Origin of the sequence: Faecalibaculum rodentium (assembly GCF_001564455.1) — a bacterium.
In the GTDB taxonomy this organism is placed as follows: Bacteria; Bacillota_I; Bacilli_A; order Erysipelotrichales; family Erysipelotrichaceae; genus Faecalibaculum; species Faecalibaculum rodentium.
On the sequence record NZ_CP011391.1, the window covers coordinates 93771 to 112594 of the forward strand.

Here is an 18824-nt window from a genome sequence, read left to right on the forward strand (position 1 = left end):
TTCATCTTTCCACAACATTCTACCATATTCCTTTGAGCGGATTTTTATCTTTTTTATATCAATTCCATGAAACTGCACGGAAGGCCTTCAAATGAAACAAATTCCACTGATTATCCTGACATTATTCATCGTGAGTTGCGCGGGTTTTGGAATCTCCGGACATTGGCTGGGGTTGTTGACAATTGTCATAATCGCTGTGGCGGGGGTTGCGGTCTTCTCCAGGGTACTTGCGCGTTTTGCCCTGGACAGGAAGGCGAAGCTGAATCTGGTCAATTACTTTGATTATGAAACCGAGCACAGCTGGCCGGATTTCCGGGCTGCAGCTGCCAGGCTGAATGCCCGGCGGAAAACCTGGACCATGACAGCCAATGACGGTCTGCACCTGGAAGTGGGATACCGGCCTGGAAGGCCGGGCAGTCATGACTGGGTGATTCTCTGTCATGGCTATGGGGATGATGCGCCGGATGGCATGGCGAAATATGCACAACCTTATATAGAGGCAGGATGGAACATACTGACACCCGCTGCTCGGGCGCATGGAAAGAGCGAAGGACGGTATATTGGCATGGGGTGGCCGGAACGGTTCGATATCTGCGGGTGGATGGAAAAAATCAGGGAATTCGACCCGGAGGCTTCCATTGTGCTGCATGGAGTTTCCATGGGCGGGGCTACGGTTCTCAATGCAGCGGGTGAGCGTCCACAGGGACTGAGAGCAGTTGTGGCGGACTGTGCGTTTACCGGGATTCGGGAGGAATTCGCAGCACAGGCCCGGGCCCTCTTTGGCCTTCCTTCATTCCCGGTCCTGGACATTGCATCTGTCTTTGCCGGCAAATGGATCGGGACGTCTCTCAAAGTGACAAGCACCACCGGACAGACAGCAAAGATCCAGGTGCCTGTCCTGTTTGTGCATGGAGCCAAAGACGCCTTCGTCCCCTTTGAAATGCTGGATCAGAATTTCTCAGCCTGCAGGGCGCCGAAGGCGAAGCTGGTGATTTCTGATGCGGCACATGCCAATTCTGTCTTCAAGGATCCCGGATATGGAGAAAAGGTGATGCAGTTTCTGGGCCGTGTGCAGTGCGGGGAGGATGTGACGTCGATGTTTGAGGAAGAACCGGTACAGCAGTGACATCCAGGAGGCTTACTGTCACTGACAGCAAAAAAATGAGAAAAAGCATGGACAGATGGGCGGTTGGGGGATATAGTAAACAGGTAGTCCGGCAGACGCCGGCCGCACAGCAAAATATAAGTTCAAAAAATGCTTGCAACTGGTTGCCGAACCTGTTATAGTAAGTAAGCACTTGATGAACAGATGCGCCCATAGCTCAATTGGACAGAGCGTTTGACTACGGATCAAAAGGTTGCGGGTTCGACTCCTACTGGGCGCGCCATTATGTTTTTACCGGGATGTAGCACAGCTTGGTAGTGCACTTGGTTTGGGACCAAGGGGTCGCAGGTTCAAATCCTGTCATCCCGACCATCTCAAAAAACAACTGAATCCCGTTAACTCTGGCTGGATAGCTTAGTTGGCTAGAGCATCCGGTTCATACCCGGAAGGTCGTGAGTTCGAGTCTCACTCCAGCCACCAACTGTTTTTGGACCCTTAGCTCAGTTGGTCAGAGCATCCGGCTCATAACCGGCGGGTCGTAGGTTCGAGTCCTACAGGGTCCACCACTTGTTTACATGGAGAAGTACCCAAGTGGCTGAAGGGTCCGGTCTTGAAAACCGGTAGGTCGCGTGAGCGGCGCATGGGTTCGAATCCCATCTTCTCCGCCAAATTTTCAAAAAGTTCTAAAAAACTTTATTACATCGCGGGATGGAGCAGTCTGGTAGCTCGTCGGGCTCATAACCCGAAGGTCGTTGGTTCAAATCCTTCTCCCGCAACCATGGTCTCTTAGCTCAGTTGGTAGAGCAAAGGACTGAAAATCCTTGTGTCGTTGGTTCGATTCCGACAGAGACCACCATACCTGAAAATTACCGCTTTCTTATTAGAAGGCGGTTTTTCATATTGCATCTGTCAACTCAATGATAAAAAGGAGTATCCGAAGATTTGTGAGGCCGGATCAAGCCTCCAAATTAAAACGAATATCCAAAGATTTGTGAGGTCGAATCAAGCCTCCAAATTTAATCAGTAAAACTGAAAAGGAGTTGTTCCTGTCCTTTCCGGCCTGTATGCCAGAAGAGTGTTCAGCTGAAGCGGGTTGGAACCTGATCCTCACAGTGGGAATAAAAGAAAAACAGGCGGAGAGGGAAGTATGAATGTTTTGTGGGTACTGTGGCAGATTGTCTGACGGTTAGTCTGTGCAATTCTGTGGATCATTCTGAGTGCAGTGGTACTGCTTGCATATGGCGCAGCTATGATCTGGGAACTTTTGCATCTGCTTTTTTCTCTCCTGTTGGTCTGCACATTGCTTGCACTGGTGTTCAGTGAGGAGTTTAGGGCTTCTGTCTTCACACTTGGCGGTATGGTGAGCTTAGGTGCCGGGCTGCTTCTCTGGGTTGCAGTGAACTGCGGAGCCATCCTGGTTCTGGGAGTAATCGTGGGGCTTCGTGAGTTTATGTTCGAGCAGGCTTTCGGCTGATCCACCAGAGTAAAAAAGATTCGGTGGGGATTCCACCAATTCCCCCGCCTTCGCCCGACCGCTCCACCATTGGCAAATGGGCATTCATATCCGGCTTCCTGCTTCTGCAGTCAGCAGTTACATCTTGGCGCATTCTGCCACAGTTATCCGCCTGAAGACCTCTGACGCTGCTCTATATTGTAGGCTTTCTTTACAGAAAGTGAGGTATCCTGTGAGATACGAAATCAAGGGAGACAGTCTGCCTGTCGTGATCTGCCATCTGGATCCTGAAGAGAGCGTCATGACTGAACGCGGCGCCATGACCTGGATGAGCCCCAACATGGAGATGCAGACAAAAGGAACCACGGTCTCGAAGGCCTTCGGCCGCATGTTTAGTGGTGAAAGCATATTCCAGAACATCTATACTGCCAGAAAGACACCAGGAATGATCGCCTTCAGTTCTTCATTTCCCGGAAGCATCAAAGTGATGAAACTGCGGCCGGGGGAATCCATCATTGCCCAGAAACGGGCTTTTCTCGCTGCCACCAGCGGCGTGACGCTCTCGACTTTCTTTCAGCGGCGTCTGTCCTCCGGATTCTTTTCCGGAGAAGGATTTGTCATGCAGAAGCTGACCGGCCCCGGTACGGTATTTCTCGAAATCGACGGAGCGGCGATTTCCTACAATCTGCAGACCGGGCAGCAGCTTGTCATTGACACCGGGAACCTCGCGGTGATGGAAGAAACCTGCACCATGGACATCCAGAGCATCAAAGGTATCAAAAACGTACTCTTCGGGGGTGAAGGCATGTTCAATACCGTTGTAACGGGTCCGGGAACAGTCACTGTACAGTCCATGCCTATTTCGACGCTTGCAGCGGAGATCCATGGAGTTCTTCCCCATTCCAGCAGCTGACAACAGAATTCATTCCGCATAGTCAAAACGGCACAGGTGCGTCTCTCAGGACGTGACTGTGCCGTTTTCTTCCACCGTCCGCAGACTGTACTGCACCCAGATTTTGGAGCAGAGTGTCCGGATGACGTTGATCATGATCTGCTGTTCGAGGGTGGGATCCGCGATGAATTCTGTATCCGAATGACCGGTCTCCAGCATTTCCCGAAGACAGGACTCAAAGACCGTGATGAACTTGTTGTAGTCGCGGCTCACGCGCTCGGGGTCCTCGATGTTGGAATACACTCGGATCAGCCGGCTGATTTCCGACAGGGAAAAACACCGTTTCATGAGCATGACCACAAAGAGATACGCTAGGTGATATCGCTTATAGTGTTTTTTCACCGGCGGCTTCACGATGTTGGTTTTGACGTAATTGTTGACCATGGAGGAAGTCAGCACAGTTTTCTCCTCTCCAATGGAAAGCGGCTCAAGCCGGGAATTGATGTAGCTCAGCACCTGATCCATATACAGGTCCAGGTCAGGAAGTTCCTCCCACCGGGGAATGGCCAGTTCTTTGAGTGCGTGGTTTTCCATACTGAAATTATAGCCGGATGCAAGTACCCTGCAACATAATATTGAAAACCAGATGTAGTGGAAATGAATATATGATAAACTTGAATTCAAAACAGGGAGGCCATCTCATGATTCATATTGTGTCCGATTCATCCACGCTGTATTCCCCCGCCCAGGCAGCTGCAGCCGGTTTTCACTGCGTTCCTCTGAGTGTCTGCGTCAATGATGAGACTTACCGGGATTATGACGAAATCACACCCCGCGCTATGGCGGATGCCTGCCGGAAGGGTGCAAAAGTGTCCAGCTCCCAGCCGGCTGTGGGGGAAAAAACAGAATTATACAGCCATCTGCTGGAGAACCCGGATGACACTGTGCTGGACATCACCATAGCCGACGGATTATCCGGCACCTATGCCACTGCCTGCATGGCCAGAGACCTCAGTGAAGATCCCGGCCGGATCACCGTCTTCAATTCCCGTGCTCTGGGCGGTCCCCAGCGGCTGATGGTGGAAACAGCGGTCAGGATGCGGAATGCGGGGCACAGTCTGGAGGAGATCCTGGCGGTTCTCTTGAAAATGGCAGAGTCCGATGTCAGCACCGTGACAGTCAGCGACCTGCACTTCCTGGCAGACGGGGGCCGGATCCCGAAGGGGCTTGCGGCGGTGGGATCCATGCTGCGGGTCCTGCCGACGGTCGTGCGGAGGGAAGACGGACAGTCCCTGGATACGCTGGCTGTCAGCCGCACCTGGAAAGGCGCTTTCGGGAAAGTGGCGGCGGCTTTCGATAAAAAGGGAATGGATGCTTCGAATGTGATTTACATCCTCCATGCCGATTGTGAAGAGAATGCCGCAAAAGCCCGGTCCTCGTTTGCAGCCAGGTACCCGGACAGTGACATCGTGGTTCTGGACCTGTGTCCGATGTTCATGGTGCATGGCGGGCCGGGTTGTCTGGCCCTGGAAACAGTCAAAAAAGCATGAAAAAGCGGCGGAATCCCGGCTCAGCGCCAGGATCCGCCGCTTTTGTTGTGTGTCGGGCATGACGCACATCTAGCCGGTGAAAGTCCGGTCACGGGTATTTGCCGCCAAGTGTAGTGAACCGCAAGTCGAAAGCCGCGAGGCTGGGATGGAAGAAGCGGTGTAGCCAATCTGACGAGCCTACGAACAGAAACCTGATACAAGGCCAAATGGCGGGTGAGGTTGCAACACAAACCAAAGCCCAAAAGGCAAACGTAAAACCAAGACGGTAAATCAGGAGGTTGTGCAGAGAAAGATGTGTGCCTTACCCCGAGAGATCTCGCAGACGTCAGTCCAATAAGCTTTAAAAACAGCGATGGTGGTGCCAGTGGCATACGGTCCGAAAATGTTTACTGCGAGAAGTCAGAGCGGAGCATAGTAGGTAGTAATACTGAAGGCTCCTGCCGGCTATAGTGAGCGAATCGCTTTTGAGTAATTACCCTGCAGTCCGAAAGTCAGAATAGTCATAAGGTGAAGGATCGTAACCGGAGCCGGTGAAATGGATGGGGACGGTCAGGGAGTCTCTGTAAGAAAGAAGGAAACGCAAAATGAGATTGTCAGATTTGATTCTGGAATCCTCCAACATGGAGAAGGCCATCAGAAAGGTAGTGTCAAACCGCGGTTCAGCGGGAATCGATGACATGCCCGTTGATGAGATCAGAGCATGGATGGAGGTGAATGGGGATGAACTTGCAGAACAAATCCGGGAAATGAAATATAAGCCCAGTCCTGTCCGCAGAGCCTATATTCCCAAGCCAAATGGGAAAAAGAGGCCCTTGGGCATCCCGACTGTCGTAGACAGGGTCGTCCAGCAGGCTACGTATCAGATACTTTATCCGATATTTGATTCCACGTTCAGTGACAGCAGTTTTGGATTCAGAGAAGGTCGAAGCGCCCATCAGGCCATCGAGCGAACTCTGGAATATCTCAACGAAGGATATGAGTGGGTCGTGGACCTGGACATTGAAAAGTTCTTTGATATGGTCAACCACGACAAACTGATCTCGATCATTCGCCTGAAGGTCAATGAAAAGGAGACCCTTCACCTGATCCGTTCTTTTCTTAAAGCCGGAGTCATGGAAGAGGGGAAACTGAATAGAAATGACCTAGGGACGCCCCAAGGTGGTAATATTTCGCCGCTCCTTGCCAACATCTATCTGGATGTATTTGACAAGGAACTTGAAAACAGAGGATTGAGATTTGTCAGATACGCTGACGATGTCACGATCTACTGCCGAAGTGAGATGGCCGCCGACCGGGTAATGAGATCTGTATCCTCTTGGCTCGAACGGAAACTGTTCCTGAAGGTTTCGCCAACCAAAACGCATGTAGTCAGACCACCTGAAAGTACATTCCTTGGATTCACTTTCTGGAAGGGTAGAGACGGATGGAAGTGCAAGCCGGCAAACGACAGAAAACAGAGACTCTATAAGAATATGAAAGAGCTCCTGTGCCGTCGGAAAGCCGCTGCCATGCCTTTATCCGATCTGTTTACGAAAGTTAATCAGAAAGTCAGAGGATGGATCAACTATTTCAGTATTGGTTCCATGAAAAGATTCTTAATAGAATTTGGACAGTGGCTAAGACACAAAATTCGGGTAGTGATCTTTAAGCAATGGAAAAGACCGAAAACGCTCTTCAAGAATCTCATGATTCTGAACAAGCAGTTCAAAACGGGATTTTCCAAGGAAGAGATACGGCAGACTGCCAACTCGAGACTTGGCCTGTGGCGAACTACTGGGTGGAGGACTGTGAATTTCATCTTATCACCAAAGGTTCTTGCGTTACCCAACAAGGAAAAAGAACGACCGGGTCTGATCGACCCGGTCGGGTGTTACCTGAACTTACAGAATAAATCATAGCAAATTCATGAATGCCCGCAAGGGCAATATAACTGTAGAGCCGTATACGAGATCCGTACGTACGGTTCAACGAGAGGGGCGGAAATCACTGAATTTCCCCTCTACTCTATTACCGTCGTGACAACCGGTCTGCATTCAGGATCCGGAAGCAGCGCCACGCCACCGCAGCTGGCCTCCTGAATGAACAGGTAATTCATATCGTTTCCCTTGTTCACATACATCCGGACGGCACGGAACAGCCCATCCCGATCATAGATGGGTTTGAATCGTGTTTCCTTTGCCATTGAAAGACCTCCGTGCTTCCCGGATGCCGGGAGTCTGCCGCCAGACACCAGCGGTCTGCACAATAAAAGGAGATGCGATTCCCGGCACATCTCCTGTCGAATTGGCTTGTTTGTTTTTTACATCCACATAATAGCCCCGCCATTTACCAAAGTCAATAATTAACCCGGGTTTTTCTTGCCTGCGGTCAAATAGTTACTCAAGTAAATGGGTCGGGCCAATTTGAGAGACGCTTTATCCAGGCATCGCTGGAGGCGTGATGTTATATCAAAGCAGCCAGGGTTGGCATATAATGGAATCATCAAAATGGAATTATCCAAAAGGAGTACCAACATGGCTGATATGACACAGACAAAAGGGAACCTGATCGTTTCCTGCCAGGCGCTGCCTGACGAACCCCTGCACTCTTCCTATATCATGGGCCGAATGGCGGCCGCTGCCGAAGAAGGCGGTGCCAAAGGCATCCGGGCCAACACCGTGGATGACATCGCGGAAATCAAGAAAACCGTTGATCTTCCGGTCATCGGCATCATCAAGCGCCCCTATGGCGACAACCCGGTGTTCATCACCCCGACCATCAAGGAAGTGGATGAACTGATGGCCATGGACACACCCCCGGAAGTGATTGCCGTGGATGCGACCTGCCGGCCCCGTCCCGATGGCCGGACCCTGGATGAATTCGTGGCGGAGATCCGTTCGAAATACCCTGACCAGCCGCTGATGGCCGACTGTGCCACGCTGGAGGAAATGAAGCATGCGGATGACCTGGGCTTTGACTACATCGGCACGACGCTGGTGGGCTACACTGAGCAGTCCAAAGGCAATCACGTGGAGGCAGATGACTTCAAGGTGATCCGGGATCTGCTGGACTACGCAAAGCACCCCGTCATTGCGGAGGGCAACATCGATACTCCGGAAAAACTCAAACGCGTCCTGGACCTTGGCTGCTACAGCTGCGTGGTGGGCTCCATCATCACCCGTCCGCAGCTGATCACGAAGCGGTTTGTGGATGCGATCAAATAACATCTGATCAGTGCGGTAAGCAGGGAATGTCCCATTGGAGGGAGGTTCCCTGTTTTTGGGTTTTACCGGGGCATTTCAAAATACATTCAAATTCCGGCGGATTGCTGAAGGGATAGTTTCAGAGGGGCCACGGGATGGTATAATCAACAGATACGGAACATGTACAACAAACGGGCCAGAGGGTGTCCGGGAAATTGCATGAACCGCAGAGATTTCAAGGCATGAACCCTGCAGATGTCTGCGGGGACAACAGACGGCAGATGACTGCCGATACAGGAGGTGAACGGATGCTGAAGAAAGAACAGCTGGAAAGGCTGCTGACGGAAGCCATGGACTCCGGGGCGGATTTCGCCGAAATTTTTGAAGAGGACGCGGTTTCCGAATCGCTGTCCATGCTGGACGGCAAGGTGGAGAACGTGGACAGAGCCCTGCGGGAAGGAACGGGAATCCGTCTGTACAAAGACCTGCAGACAGCCTACGGATATTCCAACAGTGCCAGGTACGAAGACCTGCTGGCTCTGGTAAAGGATCTGCGCACGGCGTTTGAAGGAACATCCGGCAGACAGGTGGTGCTGACAGAAGAGGCCGTACCCAATATTTCGCCGGTGAAGACAGATCCGGTGGATGCACCGCTGCAGGACAAGACAGCGCTGATGATGCAGGCGTGGGAAGCGGTGAAGGATGAACCCGAGATCGAAAAAGTGAGTGTGTCACTGTCCTCCCTGCGCCAGAAGGTCCAGATTTCCAACTCCGACGGACGGCTGGTGAAGGATACCCGCATCCGGACCCGGATGGGTGTGTCCATCTATGCAGCCCGGGGCGAAGACCGGCAGTCCGGCTTTGAGGGCCCCGGGGCAAGCATGGGACTGGAATTCTATGAAGGCGGCATTCCGGCACAGGCGGCGAAAAACGCCGCAGCGACAGCCAGGGTGCTGCTCGATGCCGTGGATGCTCCTTCCGGACGCATGCCCGTCATCATTGACAATGGATTTGGCGGGGTGATTTTCCATGAAGCCTGCGGCCACGCCCTGGAAGCCACGGCTGTGGCGAAGGAGCAGTCAGTGTTTGCCGGCAAAAAAGGAACACAGATCGCTTCGACGAAAGTCACGGCAATCGACGACGGCACGATCCCCAATGCCTGGGGAAGCCAGAACGTGGACGATGAAGGAAATCCGCAGCAGCGGCGTGTTCTGATTCAGGACGGCATCCTGACGCAGTACATGGTGGACCGCTTCAACGGACGGCGGATGCAGGAAGGCTCCTCCGGTTCCGGCAGACGGCAGAACTACAAATACGAACCCACGTCCCGCATGTCCAACACCTACATCGCCGCGGGCAGCGATGAATTTGATGAAATGTTTGAAGGAATCGAAAAGGGCCTGTACGCAAAGCGCATGGGAGGCGGCAGTGTCAACCCGCAGACCGGGGAGTTCAACTTTGCGGTCTCCGAGGGCTACCTGATCGAGAACGGGAAAGTCACAAAACCGGTCCGCGGTGCAAGCCTGATCGGATCCGGTGCGGAGATCCTCATGAACATCGACCGCGTGGGCAAAGACCTGAAGCGGGCCCAGGGCATGTGCGGATCAGTTTCGGGCTCCATTCCCACGGATGTGGGCCAGCCCGCGATCCGGGTTTCTTCGATCACAGTGGGAGGTACAGCCGGTGAATAAGCAGAAATGGCTCGACAGAGCACTGGAAAAAGGATTTGAAGCGGCAGAAATCTACGAATCCGCTTCGAAGTCCCGGGAAATCACCTGGTTTGCCGGGTCCATGGACAAAATGGAGATCTCGCAGACTGATTCCGTGGGCATCCGGGTGCTGGACGACGGCAGCCTGGCCAACACCGGGCTGGAGAAGCTGGATGATTCTATCATGGATGAAGTCCTCGACAGCCTGCGCCAGCAGGCGGCGACCATTACCAGTGAAGACCGGACGCAGTTCGTTGCGCCCATGGATACAGACCTGGTGGTGAAGGAAAAGACCTGGGCGGTGCCCGAAACGGCAGAGGTGAAGGAACTCCTGGCGGATCTGGAACAGCGGATCCTGGCATACGATGAACGGATTTTTCAGGTGACGACCCTGGGCTGGAGCCAGTCAGAGGGATCCCGTGCAATTTCCAACACCCTGGGGCTGGAAACCGGGGATGAGGATTATGTCCAGTACGTCGTGGCAGGAGCTGCAGGCCGGCAGGATGACCGGATCCAGGACTGGTACCTGATCAAAGTGGTGCCGTCGATTGACACCTTTGACCGGGAGGCTTTCGTGAAGGAACTCTGCGACGAAGTGCTTCACCGCCTGGACGCTGCCTCGATTCCCAGCCGGACGTGTCCGGTGATCCTGCACCGGGAGGCGATGACAAGCCTGCTGGGAGCCTTTGCGGGACTGTTCTCCGGGGACCTCATTTCCAAAGGCATTTCCCCGCTGAAGGGAAAGCTGCACGAAAAGATCTTCTCCGACAAGATCACCATCATTGACGATCCGAGGAATACAGACGCGCTGACCATTGCGAACTTCGATGATGAAGGCTATCCCACCAGGCGCAAGCTGGTGGTGGATCACGGTGTGTTCGAGACGATCCTGCACAACCAGCAGTCTGCCGCGCGGATGCAGACCGAAAGCACGGGCAACGGCTTCAAGGGAGGCTATGCGAGTCCGGTGAGTGTCTCCCCCATGAACCTGTACATCGAACCGGGGGACCAAAGCCTGGCCCAGCTCGAGGAACGCATGCAGGACGGGCTGGTAATCACGGACCTGGAAGGACTGCATGCAGGCATTGACTTTGTGTCCACGAACTTCTCCCTGCAGGCCCGGGGCTACCTGGTTCAGGGCGGAAAACGGACACAGAGCGTGACGCTGATCACCGCTGCCGGCTCCTTCATGGAGCTGATGAACGACGTGACGGCTGTGGGCAGCGACATCGACTGGTCCTACCGTCAGCTGGTGTCGCCTTCGATCCTTTTCGGCAAAATGGCCATCAGCGGAGAATAGGATACCCGCCGCCAGAATCGCCGGCCCAGTCACTGGACAGCCGGAGCGGGAATCGGTGCCGGCGGGCAAGGCAATCAGATACAGACAATACAGGCCGCGGCCACTGCTGCGGCAAAGGAGAAGAATCATGGACAATCAGACTATGCTGGATCCCGGGCTGCGAAAAGCCCTGGAGGGACTCAAAAAACACCAGGGACAGAAGGAGTCCGCCGCGGTGGCCGCAGAAATGCTGAAGGGAAAGATCCTGGCGCCGGCGGTATGGGACAAGGCGCCTGCACCCGATGGTCACGGCCAGCTGGTGTTTCCCCCTGACACCAACATCTCGCTCATGGTCATGGAGCGGCAGGACAAGAAGAACTTCTTCCCGTTTTTCACGTCGAAGGAAACGCTGGAAAAATGGAGCCCGAAGGCACAGTGCCTGGTGCTGACCTTCGACCAGTTCATGCCGTTTCTGAAAATGGCCGGCGGTGAGGTGGATGGCGTGATCCTGGATCCCGAGGATCTGGACATCACGCTGGACACCAGCTTTCTGCAGCAGCTGGAGAAGATCCGTCTGCGGGGGCTGTCGGCAAACCGGATCGTCAAGGGGGACAAAGTCACCGTCAAGGACCCGGGAGAAGAAGGAAAATATCTGGGAAATGTGCTGGCAAAAACCGCAGAATCCATGCCGGAGGTCCGCAGCATTGTGCTCAAGGAACGGCTGATGCCGGACAACAGCCAGCACTGGTTCATCATCGTGGATGCCGACTCGGAGGATCCCGTCCTGTTTTCGAAGCTGTCGGCGGAAGGGTCCCGTCTGGCGGGCGGCCGGGACATGGAATTCATGTTCGGCAGCACGGAGCTGGGAAAGAAAATCATGCACGATTCCATGCCCGTCTACACCCGGGAAAAGGCCTGATCCAATCCGGGAACGCGAGGACACAGACAGCAGAAAGGAGGCGGCAGCATGCAGGTGCCTGAACAAGTGAAAGCAGTCATGGACCGTCTGTCTGCTGCCGGCCACGACTGTTATCTGGTGGGCGGATGTGTCCGGGACTGGCTGCTCGGACGCAGACCCCATGACTATGACCTGGCCACGGATGCCACTCCGCAGCAGGTCATGGACCTCTTTGAAAAAACCGCGCCCACGGGACTGCGGCACGGGACGGTCATGGTCCTGCTCCCGGGCGGGCAGGTGGAAGTCACCACCTTTCGCAGGGAAGGCCGCTATTCCGACAGCCGCCATCCCGATGAAGTGCAGTTTGTCCAGACTGTGGAAGAAGACCTGGCCCGGCGGGACTTCACCATCAACGCCATGGCCTGGAATCCCGGCAGGGGCCTGGTGGATCCCTTCGGGGGACGCCGAGACCTGGAACAGGGCCTGATCCGGGCGGTGGGAGATCCCGTACAGCGATTTGAGGAAGACGCCCTGCGGATGGTCCGCGCATTCCGGTTTGCGGCCCGCCTGGGGTTTACCATCGAGCCGGCAACACGGAACGCCGTGGATGTCTGCCAGGACAGGATCCGGTTTGTGGCCGTGGAACGGCTCGTGCCGGAATGGATGGAGATCCTGCGGACCGATCCGCTGCGCATCCAGGACATGACCGGACTGTTTGCGCCCTGGATCCCGGAACTGGAACAGGCGGCACAGACTCCGCAGCACTCGCCTTACCACTATGCCGGGGTGCTGCGGCACATTCTGGACTCCATCCGCTACCTGGATCCCTTTGACGAAACCGCCGCCCTGGCACTTCTGCTGCACGACCTGGGAAAACCGGAAACGCGCACGACCTCTCCGGGGGGACGGGATCATTTCAAGGGACATCCCGTGGCCGGACAGGCCATTGCCAGGCGGGTGGTGGAGGCCCTGAAGCTGCCGGCCAGACAGAAAAAAGTCATCCCGGAGCTGGTGCTGCATCACGATGACATCCTGCCCAGAAACCTGGAGACCATTTACCGCCTGCGGGTGACGGAAGGCTGGAGCGATGAATGGGTGCAGCTGCTGTTCCGGGTGCAGTACTGCGACATCATGGCGCATTCGGAAAAAGGGAGACAGCGCCTGGAGCGGCTGGAAGCGAGCCGGGCGTTCTATGAGGAACAGATCCGGTTTCGCCCTTTGTCCCTGCAGGAACTGGCCATTGACGGTCATGACATCCTGACCTATACCGGTCTGCGGAATCGGCAGGTGCGTCAGGCGCTGGAGACGGTGCTGGAGTATGCCTTTCACCATCCGGAGAAAAACAACCGCCTGGATCTGCTGACCTTCGTGCTCCGGTCCATGCCGAGACTGGAAGGAGCCGGATCATGACATGGGAGTGGATCCTGACGGGTATCATGGCAGCGGCGATTCTCTGGCTGCTGCTGGACCGCAGGCACGGTTTGAGTGCGGGACCGGGAATCACGGACAGCCAGTACGAGGCACTGCGGCAGGAACTGGCGCAGTTGAAGGAAAGCCAGTCGCTGTCCGGCCAGAGCCTGGACTGGATGCTGGAAACGGTTGACGGCATGAGCCGGATCATGAACCGGTCCAAATCCCGCGGCATGTGGGGAGAATACCAGATGGAGCTGCTGCTGGAAAACTACGCCGGGACCCGGGGCCGGATCTGGGACCGCCAGGTGACACTGGCCAACGGGAAGATCGCCGATGCGGCGCTGCTGCTTCCGGGCAGCCGCCAGGTGCTCTGCGTGGATTCCAAGTTTCCCATGGACAATTTCCTGCGGATGGACGAAGATCCGCGGTATGAGAAACTATTTGCGCAGAACATGAAAAAGCACATCGATGACGTGGCGCAGAAATACATCACGGAACAGACAGCGCCGCTGGCGGTGCTGTTTGTCCCGGCCGAAGGGGTGTACCAGTACATTCTGTCCGACTGCCCGGATCTCTTTGACTACAGCCTGCGGCATCATGTCATGATCACCGGGCCGGGGACCCTGACCGGTGTGCTGACGATACTGGGACAGGCCCAGCGGGACTGGTACCGGGCAGAGCACAGGCCGGAAATCGAAGCGGGACTGGAGAAGCTGCAGGAAGAAGCCGCGAGACTGTCCGACCGCTGCGAAAAAGCGGAACGGACGTTCTCTGCACTCAGTGACCAGCTCCATCAGTCGGCGGTGACGAGCCGGAAAATGCGCAGAAAACTGGATGAGCTGCTGGAAGGGGGAGACTTGTCATGATCACAGTGCTCAAAGGAGACCTGGTGGGCCTGGGTCTGGACCTGGTGGTCAATGAAGCCAATACAGAACTGCTGCCGGGGGCGGGGATCTGCCGCCGGATCTTTGAAGCCGCCGGCCCGGGCCTGGTCCGTGCCTGTCATGAAGCGGGGCGCCGGGAATTCGGGGATGTGGTGATCACCGGCGGATACAACCTGGACTGCGCCCGGATCGTCCACGCGGTGACCCCGCTGTACATGGACGGGTACCGGGGAGAGGATGAAGACCTGCGGGCCTGTTACTGGAACAGCCTGTGCCGGGCCTACGATTATCTGCGGATGTCCGGAAAGGAACGGGTCACCATCGGCTTTCCGCTGCTGGGCAGCGGGGTGTTCGGCTTCGAGCTGCGCGAAGCCGCCTGGATCGCACGCAAAACCATCGACCGCCTCATGCGGCGGTATCCGGAAGCCAAAGCCATCGACATCGTGATGGTGGCGCAGAACGATGCGGAATATGCGGTCATGAAGGAGGCTTTCCGTTGAGAAGCATGGTGGAGGTCTCTCATGACTTTCTCAAGCCGGTCCTGCACCGGGATGCGGTCATGATCGATGCGACCCTGGGGACAGGGAGAGACTCCGCGTTTTTCCTGAGAAAGGCCCGCCGGGTGATTGCCTTCGAGATCCAGCCGGAAACCGCGGCTCGGTGCCGTCAGGCCATGGAGGATCCCCGTCTGGAGATCCGTGTGGAAAACCATACCGGCATCCGCGAACTGGACCCGGCGCTGGAAGCCGATGGCGTGATTTTCAACTTTGGCTGGGATCCGGCCGGAGACCATCAGACCGTGACTCAGCCACAGGACAGCCTGAGAGCGGTCCAGGCTGCGCTGGAGCGCCTGCGGGTCAAAGGCCGCATGTCTCTGGTGTTCTATCCCCATGCGGATGGGCGCCGGGAAGCGGACCTGATCCTGGACTGGCTGAAAACGCTGGATCACCGGCAGTATCCCTGCGAAAAAGTGGAACTGGTCAACAGCGGCCGCAGCCCGTTCTGCGTGCTGATTGAACGGCGGAAGTGACCGTCTGCAGAAACTGCAGGCGGTTTTTTTCCGTTCTCCCGTTTACTTTCGGCGACAAACTCGTATAATCGAACGTGAAAATGATATATCATTTAAAACTGCCGCCAGGTGGAGAAAGAAAGGTGAAGCAATATGAAAGTGATTCCCGCAGCGCTGAAACATACCGATCTGCTGATTGGTGAAGGAGTCGTGAAATCGGAGAAACGGCTGAAGGATACGTCCTTTTTTGCCGACAGCGCCGGTGTGGATCCGGACCTTGTGCTGTACGAAGTTTATGCAAGGACAGACCAGGCGAAGGAAGGCGAACTGAACTGGGGGCTGTCCCTGCTGCACCCCGTGACAGTGAACGGCGAATGCTGCATGACCCGCGGACACTGGCATGAAAACACCGATGCCGCGGAATACTACTGGTGTGTTGGAGGGACAGGTCTGCTGCTTCTGATGGATGAACAGGGCCATGCCTGGGCAGAGGAAATGGTACCCGGGTCTTTGCACCATATACCCGGGGTACTGGCCCACCGGCTGATCAACACCGGTGACGAAGACCTGAAAGTGGCCTGCTGCTGGCCGACCACCGCGGGTCATGACTATGCACGGGTGGAGGCCATGCCGTTTCCGCAAAGAGCATACAAGACAGAAGAAGGAGAAATCGAATGGAAGTAAAGTACGACAAGTTTCCCGCCATTCGGGTGAAGGGACATGAAAACGACTATGCGGCGGGGTGGCAGGCACTTGCAGACAGCGTGTCCAATGCGGCGAGTCCCGTGGTATTCGACCTGTATCCCGGGGCCAGCCAGGAAGCCGTCCAGGATCACATTGCCAATGGATTCGATGTGGTGATCGATGCCTGTGACATCTATAAAGACAAAGACATCCTGGAACAGATCCTGGCTCATCACGTGACGGAGGACCGGATTTTCGGCACCATGTTTTATGGTGTGCTGCAGGACTTGATTGACGAAAAAAAGCTGGCAGAGGCAAAAGAAAAAGCCGCCCTGGCAGAGGCGGAAGGCAGGCGGGTGCTGGTGATTGGCCCCGGGGCATCGAAAATCATCGACGGCACGCTGTTTTACGGGGATATGGCGCGCTGGGAGGTGCAGCTGCGCTACCGCAGGGGCATGCCCAACTTCTTCTTCGACAACCCAAAGGAAGATCCCCTTCGGAAAATCAAGCGCGGATTCTTCATCGAATGGCGCGTGTTTGACAAACACAAAAAGGAAAGCTTCGAAAATGTGGACTGGTTCGTGGACCTGAACGAAGATACACCGAAACTCGCCACAGGCGATGCCGTCCGGGACGGACTGGCGCAGGCCGTCAAAGGTCCCTTCCGGACGAAGCCGTATTTCGACCCCGGTGTCTGGGGCGGCCAGTGGATGAAGGACGTCTGCGGACTGGACAAAAACGAGAAGAACTTTGCCTGGAGCTTTGACGGTGTGCCGGAAGAAAACGCGATCCTGCTGGATTTCGGCTCCGGAAAGATGGAACTGCCCGCCATGGACCTGGTCCTGACCCATCCGAAGGAACTTCTGGGTCCCCAGGTCTACAGCCGGTTCGGAGCGGAGTTCCCCATCCGCTTCGATTTCCTGGACACCATGGGCGGCCAGAACCTGTCCCTGCAGGTACACCCGCTGACAGAGTACATCCACCGCACCTTCGGCATGGCCTACACACAGGATGAATCCTATTACATCCTGGACGCAAAGGAAGGCGCCCATGTCTACCTGGGCCTGAAGGAAGGCGTGGATCCCGAAGAAATGATGGCGGCGCTGGAAGAGGCCAACGCTGGCGGCAGGCCTTTTGATGCGGAAAAATACGTCAACAAAATTCCCGCAAAGAAACACGACCACTTCCTGATCCCCGCCGGCACGATCCACTGCTCCGGCGCGGATTCCATGGTGCTGGAAGTCAGTGCGACGCCCTACTGCTTCACCTTCAAGCTCTGGGACTGGGGACGTCTTGGACTGGACGGACTGCCCCGTCCCGTCCATCTGGATCACGGCCGGAAGAACATCCAGTGGGACCGGCAGACGTCCTGGGTCATGGACAATCTCGTCAACAACATCTGGACCATCAGCGAGACGGAAACCGTGAAGGAAGAACACACCGGGCTGCATGAGCTGGAGTTCATAGAAACCCGGCGGTACTGGACGGACACAGAGGTGGAAATCGATCCGGAGAACAACGTCAATATGTGCAATCTGATCGAAGGCGACGAGGCGGTGATCGAAAGCCCGGAAGGGACATTCGAACCGTTCCCCATCCATTATGCGGAAACCTTTGTCATTCCCGCCGATGCAGGACGATACGTGATCCGCAACACCGGCAGCAGACCCATTGGCGTGCTTCGCGCCTATGTGCGGACACCCAAAGCAGACTGACGGCACATAGGACAAACAGCGCAAGGCTAAAAGGAGGCTCTTTTCTCACAGGAAAGGGCCTCCTTTTCATTGCGGCATTTTGTTTCGGGCAGCCGGCTGTCTGCGGTCAGTTCGCTTACCGGTTCTCCGTATCTTCCGGTTCCTCCTCCTGAAGCAGGGACGTCGTGGAATGCCGGCGCGCTTCCACCCGCCGGGAGATGCCCAGTTTCCGTTCCACATTGCGGTCATACTCGCTCTCGAACAGACACGCATACAGAACATGGAGCAGGTAGAATACAGAGATTTCCGAGGAAAAGGATCCGATTTTGGAATACAGTTTTTCCCGTGTACACAGTTTCAGCGTTGCCTGCGAGCGCCTGGCCAGAGTGGTTTCCCCGACATTGGAGATTGAAATGAAGGGAACCTTCCGTTCATTGAGGATCCGGGCTGCCTCGACCAGCAAACCGGTTTCCCCGGAATAGGAAAGGATGATGGCACAGTCTTCCGGTGTCATGAGCCAGGCGGCATACAGCGGCTGGTGCACCACGACCACCGTCCGCCCGATCCGCAGCATCTGTTCCCGGAACATGCCCGTCAGCTCGTGATTGGGATACGCTGTGAGAATGTAGATGATTTTTGCGTGCCGCAGCATCATGGTGGCTTTGTGCAGCTGCGCGGCATCCAGCATGGAGAGCGTATCCATGATGGATTCGCATTCCAGCACCGCCAGATTCTCGCTGATGGTGATATCCGTGTCGCCCTTGAAAAACGGGAAGTTCGCATCCACGCCCGAATGCTGATGAGAGAGATACTCTGTTTCCTCCAGAAAGCTTTCCTTCAGGGCGCTCCAGCCCTCAAACCCCAGCTTGTGAGCGACGCGGATCAGAGTGCTCGGGGCGCAATAAGCTGCAGCGGCGATCTCCTTCACCGTCATGTCCCGGATGTCTTCTTTCTGCTCCAGCATAAAATCCACTGCCGACTGTTCACCGGGTGAAAATGATGTGGCCTGAATTTTGTCCAGCAACAGCATGGTCCGTTCCTCCTCCCGCTTCCAGACGCCATCTCTGTAGAA

18 protein-coding genes and 7 tRNA genes are annotated in these 18824 nt (G+C 55.5%); 22 read left to right on the forward strand and 3 right to left on the reverse strand.

The genetic code is table 11. The features are described from left to right. Nucleotides 1-175 precede the first annotated feature (175 nt). The 10 genes from aalo17_RS00385 (at nucleotide 176) to aalo17_RS00430 (ending at nucleotide 3471) form a co-directional block, all read left to right on the forward strand. Nucleotides 176-1126, forward strand: a complete 951-nt coding sequence (locus tag aalo17_RS00385) for an alpha/beta hydrolase (protein WP_158507651.1) — start codon at nucleotides 176-178, stop codon at nucleotides 1124-1126. A gap of 185 nt (nucleotides 1127-1311) precedes the next feature. Further along, nucleotides 1312-1388, forward strand: a tRNA-Arg gene (locus aalo17_RS00390). 12 nt (nucleotides 1389-1400) lie between these two features. Continuing rightward, nucleotides 1401-1477 (forward strand) — tRNA-Pro (locus tag aalo17_RS00395). 31 nt (nucleotides 1478-1508) lie between these two features. Further along, a tRNA-Met gene (locus aalo17_RS00400) sits at nucleotides 1509-1585 on the forward strand. 9 nt (nucleotides 1586-1594) lie between these two features. Further along, nucleotides 1595-1671: transfer RNA gene (locus aalo17_RS00405), tRNA-Ile, on the forward strand. 11 nt (nucleotides 1672-1682) lie between these two features. Further along, nucleotides 1683-1773 (forward strand) — tRNA-Ser (locus aalo17_RS00410). A 34-nt stretch (nucleotides 1774-1807) separates the two neighbouring features. Beyond that, nucleotides 1808-1884 (forward strand) — tRNA-Met (locus aalo17_RS00415). A 1-nt stretch (nucleotide 1885) separates the two neighbouring features. Then, a tRNA-Phe gene (locus aalo17_RS00420) sits at nucleotides 1886-1961 on the forward strand. Nucleotides 1962-2354: 393 nt separating this feature from the next. Further along, complete coding sequence (locus aalo17_RS00425; RefSeq protein ID WP_067554078.1) at nucleotides 2355-2579, forward strand: hypothetical protein; 225 nt, start codon at nucleotides 2355-2357, stop codon at nucleotides 2577-2579. A gap of 211 nt (nucleotides 2580-2790) precedes the next feature. Next, nucleotides 2791-3471 carry a TIGR00266 family protein gene (locus tag aalo17_RS00430; RefSeq protein WP_067554081.1) on the forward strand — a complete coding sequence of 227 codons (681 nt, stop codon included), beginning with the start codon at nucleotides 2791-2793 and terminating at the stop codon, nucleotides 3469-3471. A 45-nt stretch (nucleotides 3472-3516) separates the two neighbouring features. Here the strand turns inward: aalo17_RS00430 and aalo17_RS00435 are convergent, their stop codons facing one another. After that, the gene (locus tag aalo17_RS00435) at nucleotides 3517-4044 is read right to left on the reverse strand and encodes a DUF1836 domain-containing protein (protein ID WP_067554084.1); all 528 of its coding nucleotides are present in this window, start codon (nucleotides 4042-4044) and stop codon (nucleotides 3517-3519) included. A gap of 107 nt (nucleotides 4045-4151) precedes the next feature. On the opposite strand from aalo17_RS00435, the gene aalo17_RS00440 reads away from it, so the two are divergent. Further along, on the forward strand, nucleotides 4152-5000 hold the full coding sequence (locus tag aalo17_RS00440; RefSeq protein WP_067554087.1) for a DegV family protein: 849 nt from the start codon (nucleotides 4152-4154) through the stop codon (nucleotides 4998-5000). Between the two features lie 584 nt (nucleotides 5001-5584). Next, entirely contained in the window at nucleotides 5585-6898 is a 1314-nt protein-coding gene (gene ltrA / locus aalo17_RS00445; protein ID WP_067554090.1) for a group II intron reverse transcriptase/maturase, read from the forward strand. Nucleotides 6899-6999: 101 nt separating this feature from the next. Here ltrA and aalo17_RS00450 read toward each other — a convergent pair whose 3' ends face one another. Then, nucleotides 7000-7182, reverse strand: coding sequence for a DUF6440 family protein (locus aalo17_RS00450; protein ID WP_067554093.1), 183 nt, complete (start codon nucleotides 7180-7182; stop codon nucleotides 7000-7002). Nucleotides 7183-7522: 340 nt separating this feature from the next. On the opposite strand from aalo17_RS00450, the gene aalo17_RS00455 reads away from it, so the two are divergent. The 10 genes from aalo17_RS00455 (at nucleotide 7523) to aalo17_RS00500 (ending at nucleotide 17773) form a co-directional block, all read left to right on the forward strand. Next, nucleotides 7523-8203: an N-acetylmannosamine-6-phosphate 2-epimerase gene (locus aalo17_RS00455; protein ID WP_203225846.1), complete on the forward strand. Its 681-nt coding sequence runs from the start codon at nucleotides 7523-7525 to the stop codon at nucleotides 8201-8203. Nucleotides 8204-8490: 287 nt separating this feature from the next. Further along, complete coding sequence (locus aalo17_RS00460) at nucleotides 8491-9873, forward strand: TldD/PmbA family protein (RefSeq protein ID WP_067560010.1); 1383 nt, start codon at nucleotides 8491-8493, stop codon at nucleotides 9871-9873. Further along, nucleotides 9866-11191 carry a TldD/PmbA family protein gene (locus aalo17_RS00465; RefSeq protein WP_067554099.1) on the forward strand — a complete coding sequence of 442 codons (1326 nt, stop codon included), beginning with the start codon at nucleotides 9866-9868 and terminating at the stop codon, nucleotides 11189-11191. Before aalo17_RS00460 ends, aalo17_RS00465 begins: the two co-directional genes overlap by 8 nt. A gap of 127 nt (nucleotides 11192-11318) precedes the next feature. After that, nucleotides 11319-12089, forward strand: coding sequence for an enhanced serine sensitivity protein SseB C-terminal domain-containing protein (locus aalo17_RS00470; protein WP_067554102.1), 771 nt, complete (start codon nucleotides 11319-11321; stop codon nucleotides 12087-12089). Between the two features lie 48 nt (nucleotides 12090-12137). Further along, entirely contained in the window at nucleotides 12138-13478 is a 1341-nt protein-coding gene (locus tag aalo17_RS00475) for a CCA tRNA nucleotidyltransferase (protein ID WP_067554105.1), read from the forward strand. Further along, a complete protein-coding gene (gene rmuC, locus aalo17_RS00480) occupies nucleotides 13475-14347 on the forward strand; it encodes a DNA recombination protein RmuC (RefSeq protein WP_067554107.1) in 873 nt (290 codons plus the stop codon). The genes aalo17_RS00475 and rmuC overlap by 4 nt, the downstream gene beginning before the upstream one ends. Next, entirely contained in the window at nucleotides 14344-14865 is a 522-nt protein-coding gene (locus aalo17_RS00485) for a macro domain-containing protein (RefSeq protein WP_067554110.1), read from the forward strand. Before rmuC ends, aalo17_RS00485 begins: the two co-directional genes overlap by 4 nt. Nucleotides 14866-14870: 5 nt before the next feature. After that, a complete protein-coding gene (locus tag aalo17_RS00490) occupies nucleotides 14871-15395 on the forward strand; it encodes a tRNA (mnm(5)s(2)U34)-methyltransferase (protein WP_067554113.1) in 525 nt (174 codons plus the stop codon). Between the two features lie 132 nt (nucleotides 15396-15527). Beyond that, nucleotides 15528-16058 (forward strand): glucose-6-phosphate isomerase family protein, encoded by a 531-nt coding sequence (locus aalo17_RS00495; protein WP_067554116.1) that lies wholly within the window; start codon nucleotides 15528-15530, stop codon nucleotides 16056-16058. Then, on the forward strand, nucleotides 16049-17773 hold the full coding sequence (locus tag aalo17_RS00500) for a class I mannose-6-phosphate isomerase (protein WP_067554119.1): 1725 nt from the start codon (nucleotides 16049-16051) through the stop codon (nucleotides 17771-17773). Before aalo17_RS00495 ends, aalo17_RS00500 begins: the two co-directional genes overlap by 10 nt. A gap of 115 nt (nucleotides 17774-17888) precedes the next feature. Here the strand turns inward: aalo17_RS00500 and aalo17_RS00505 are convergent, their stop codons facing one another. Then, nucleotides 17889-18782: a MurR/RpiR family transcriptional regulator gene (locus aalo17_RS00505; RefSeq protein ID WP_067554122.1), complete on the reverse strand. Its 894-nt coding sequence runs from the start codon at nucleotides 18780-18782 to the stop codon at nucleotides 17889-17891. Nucleotides 18783-18824 lie beyond the last annotated feature (42 nt).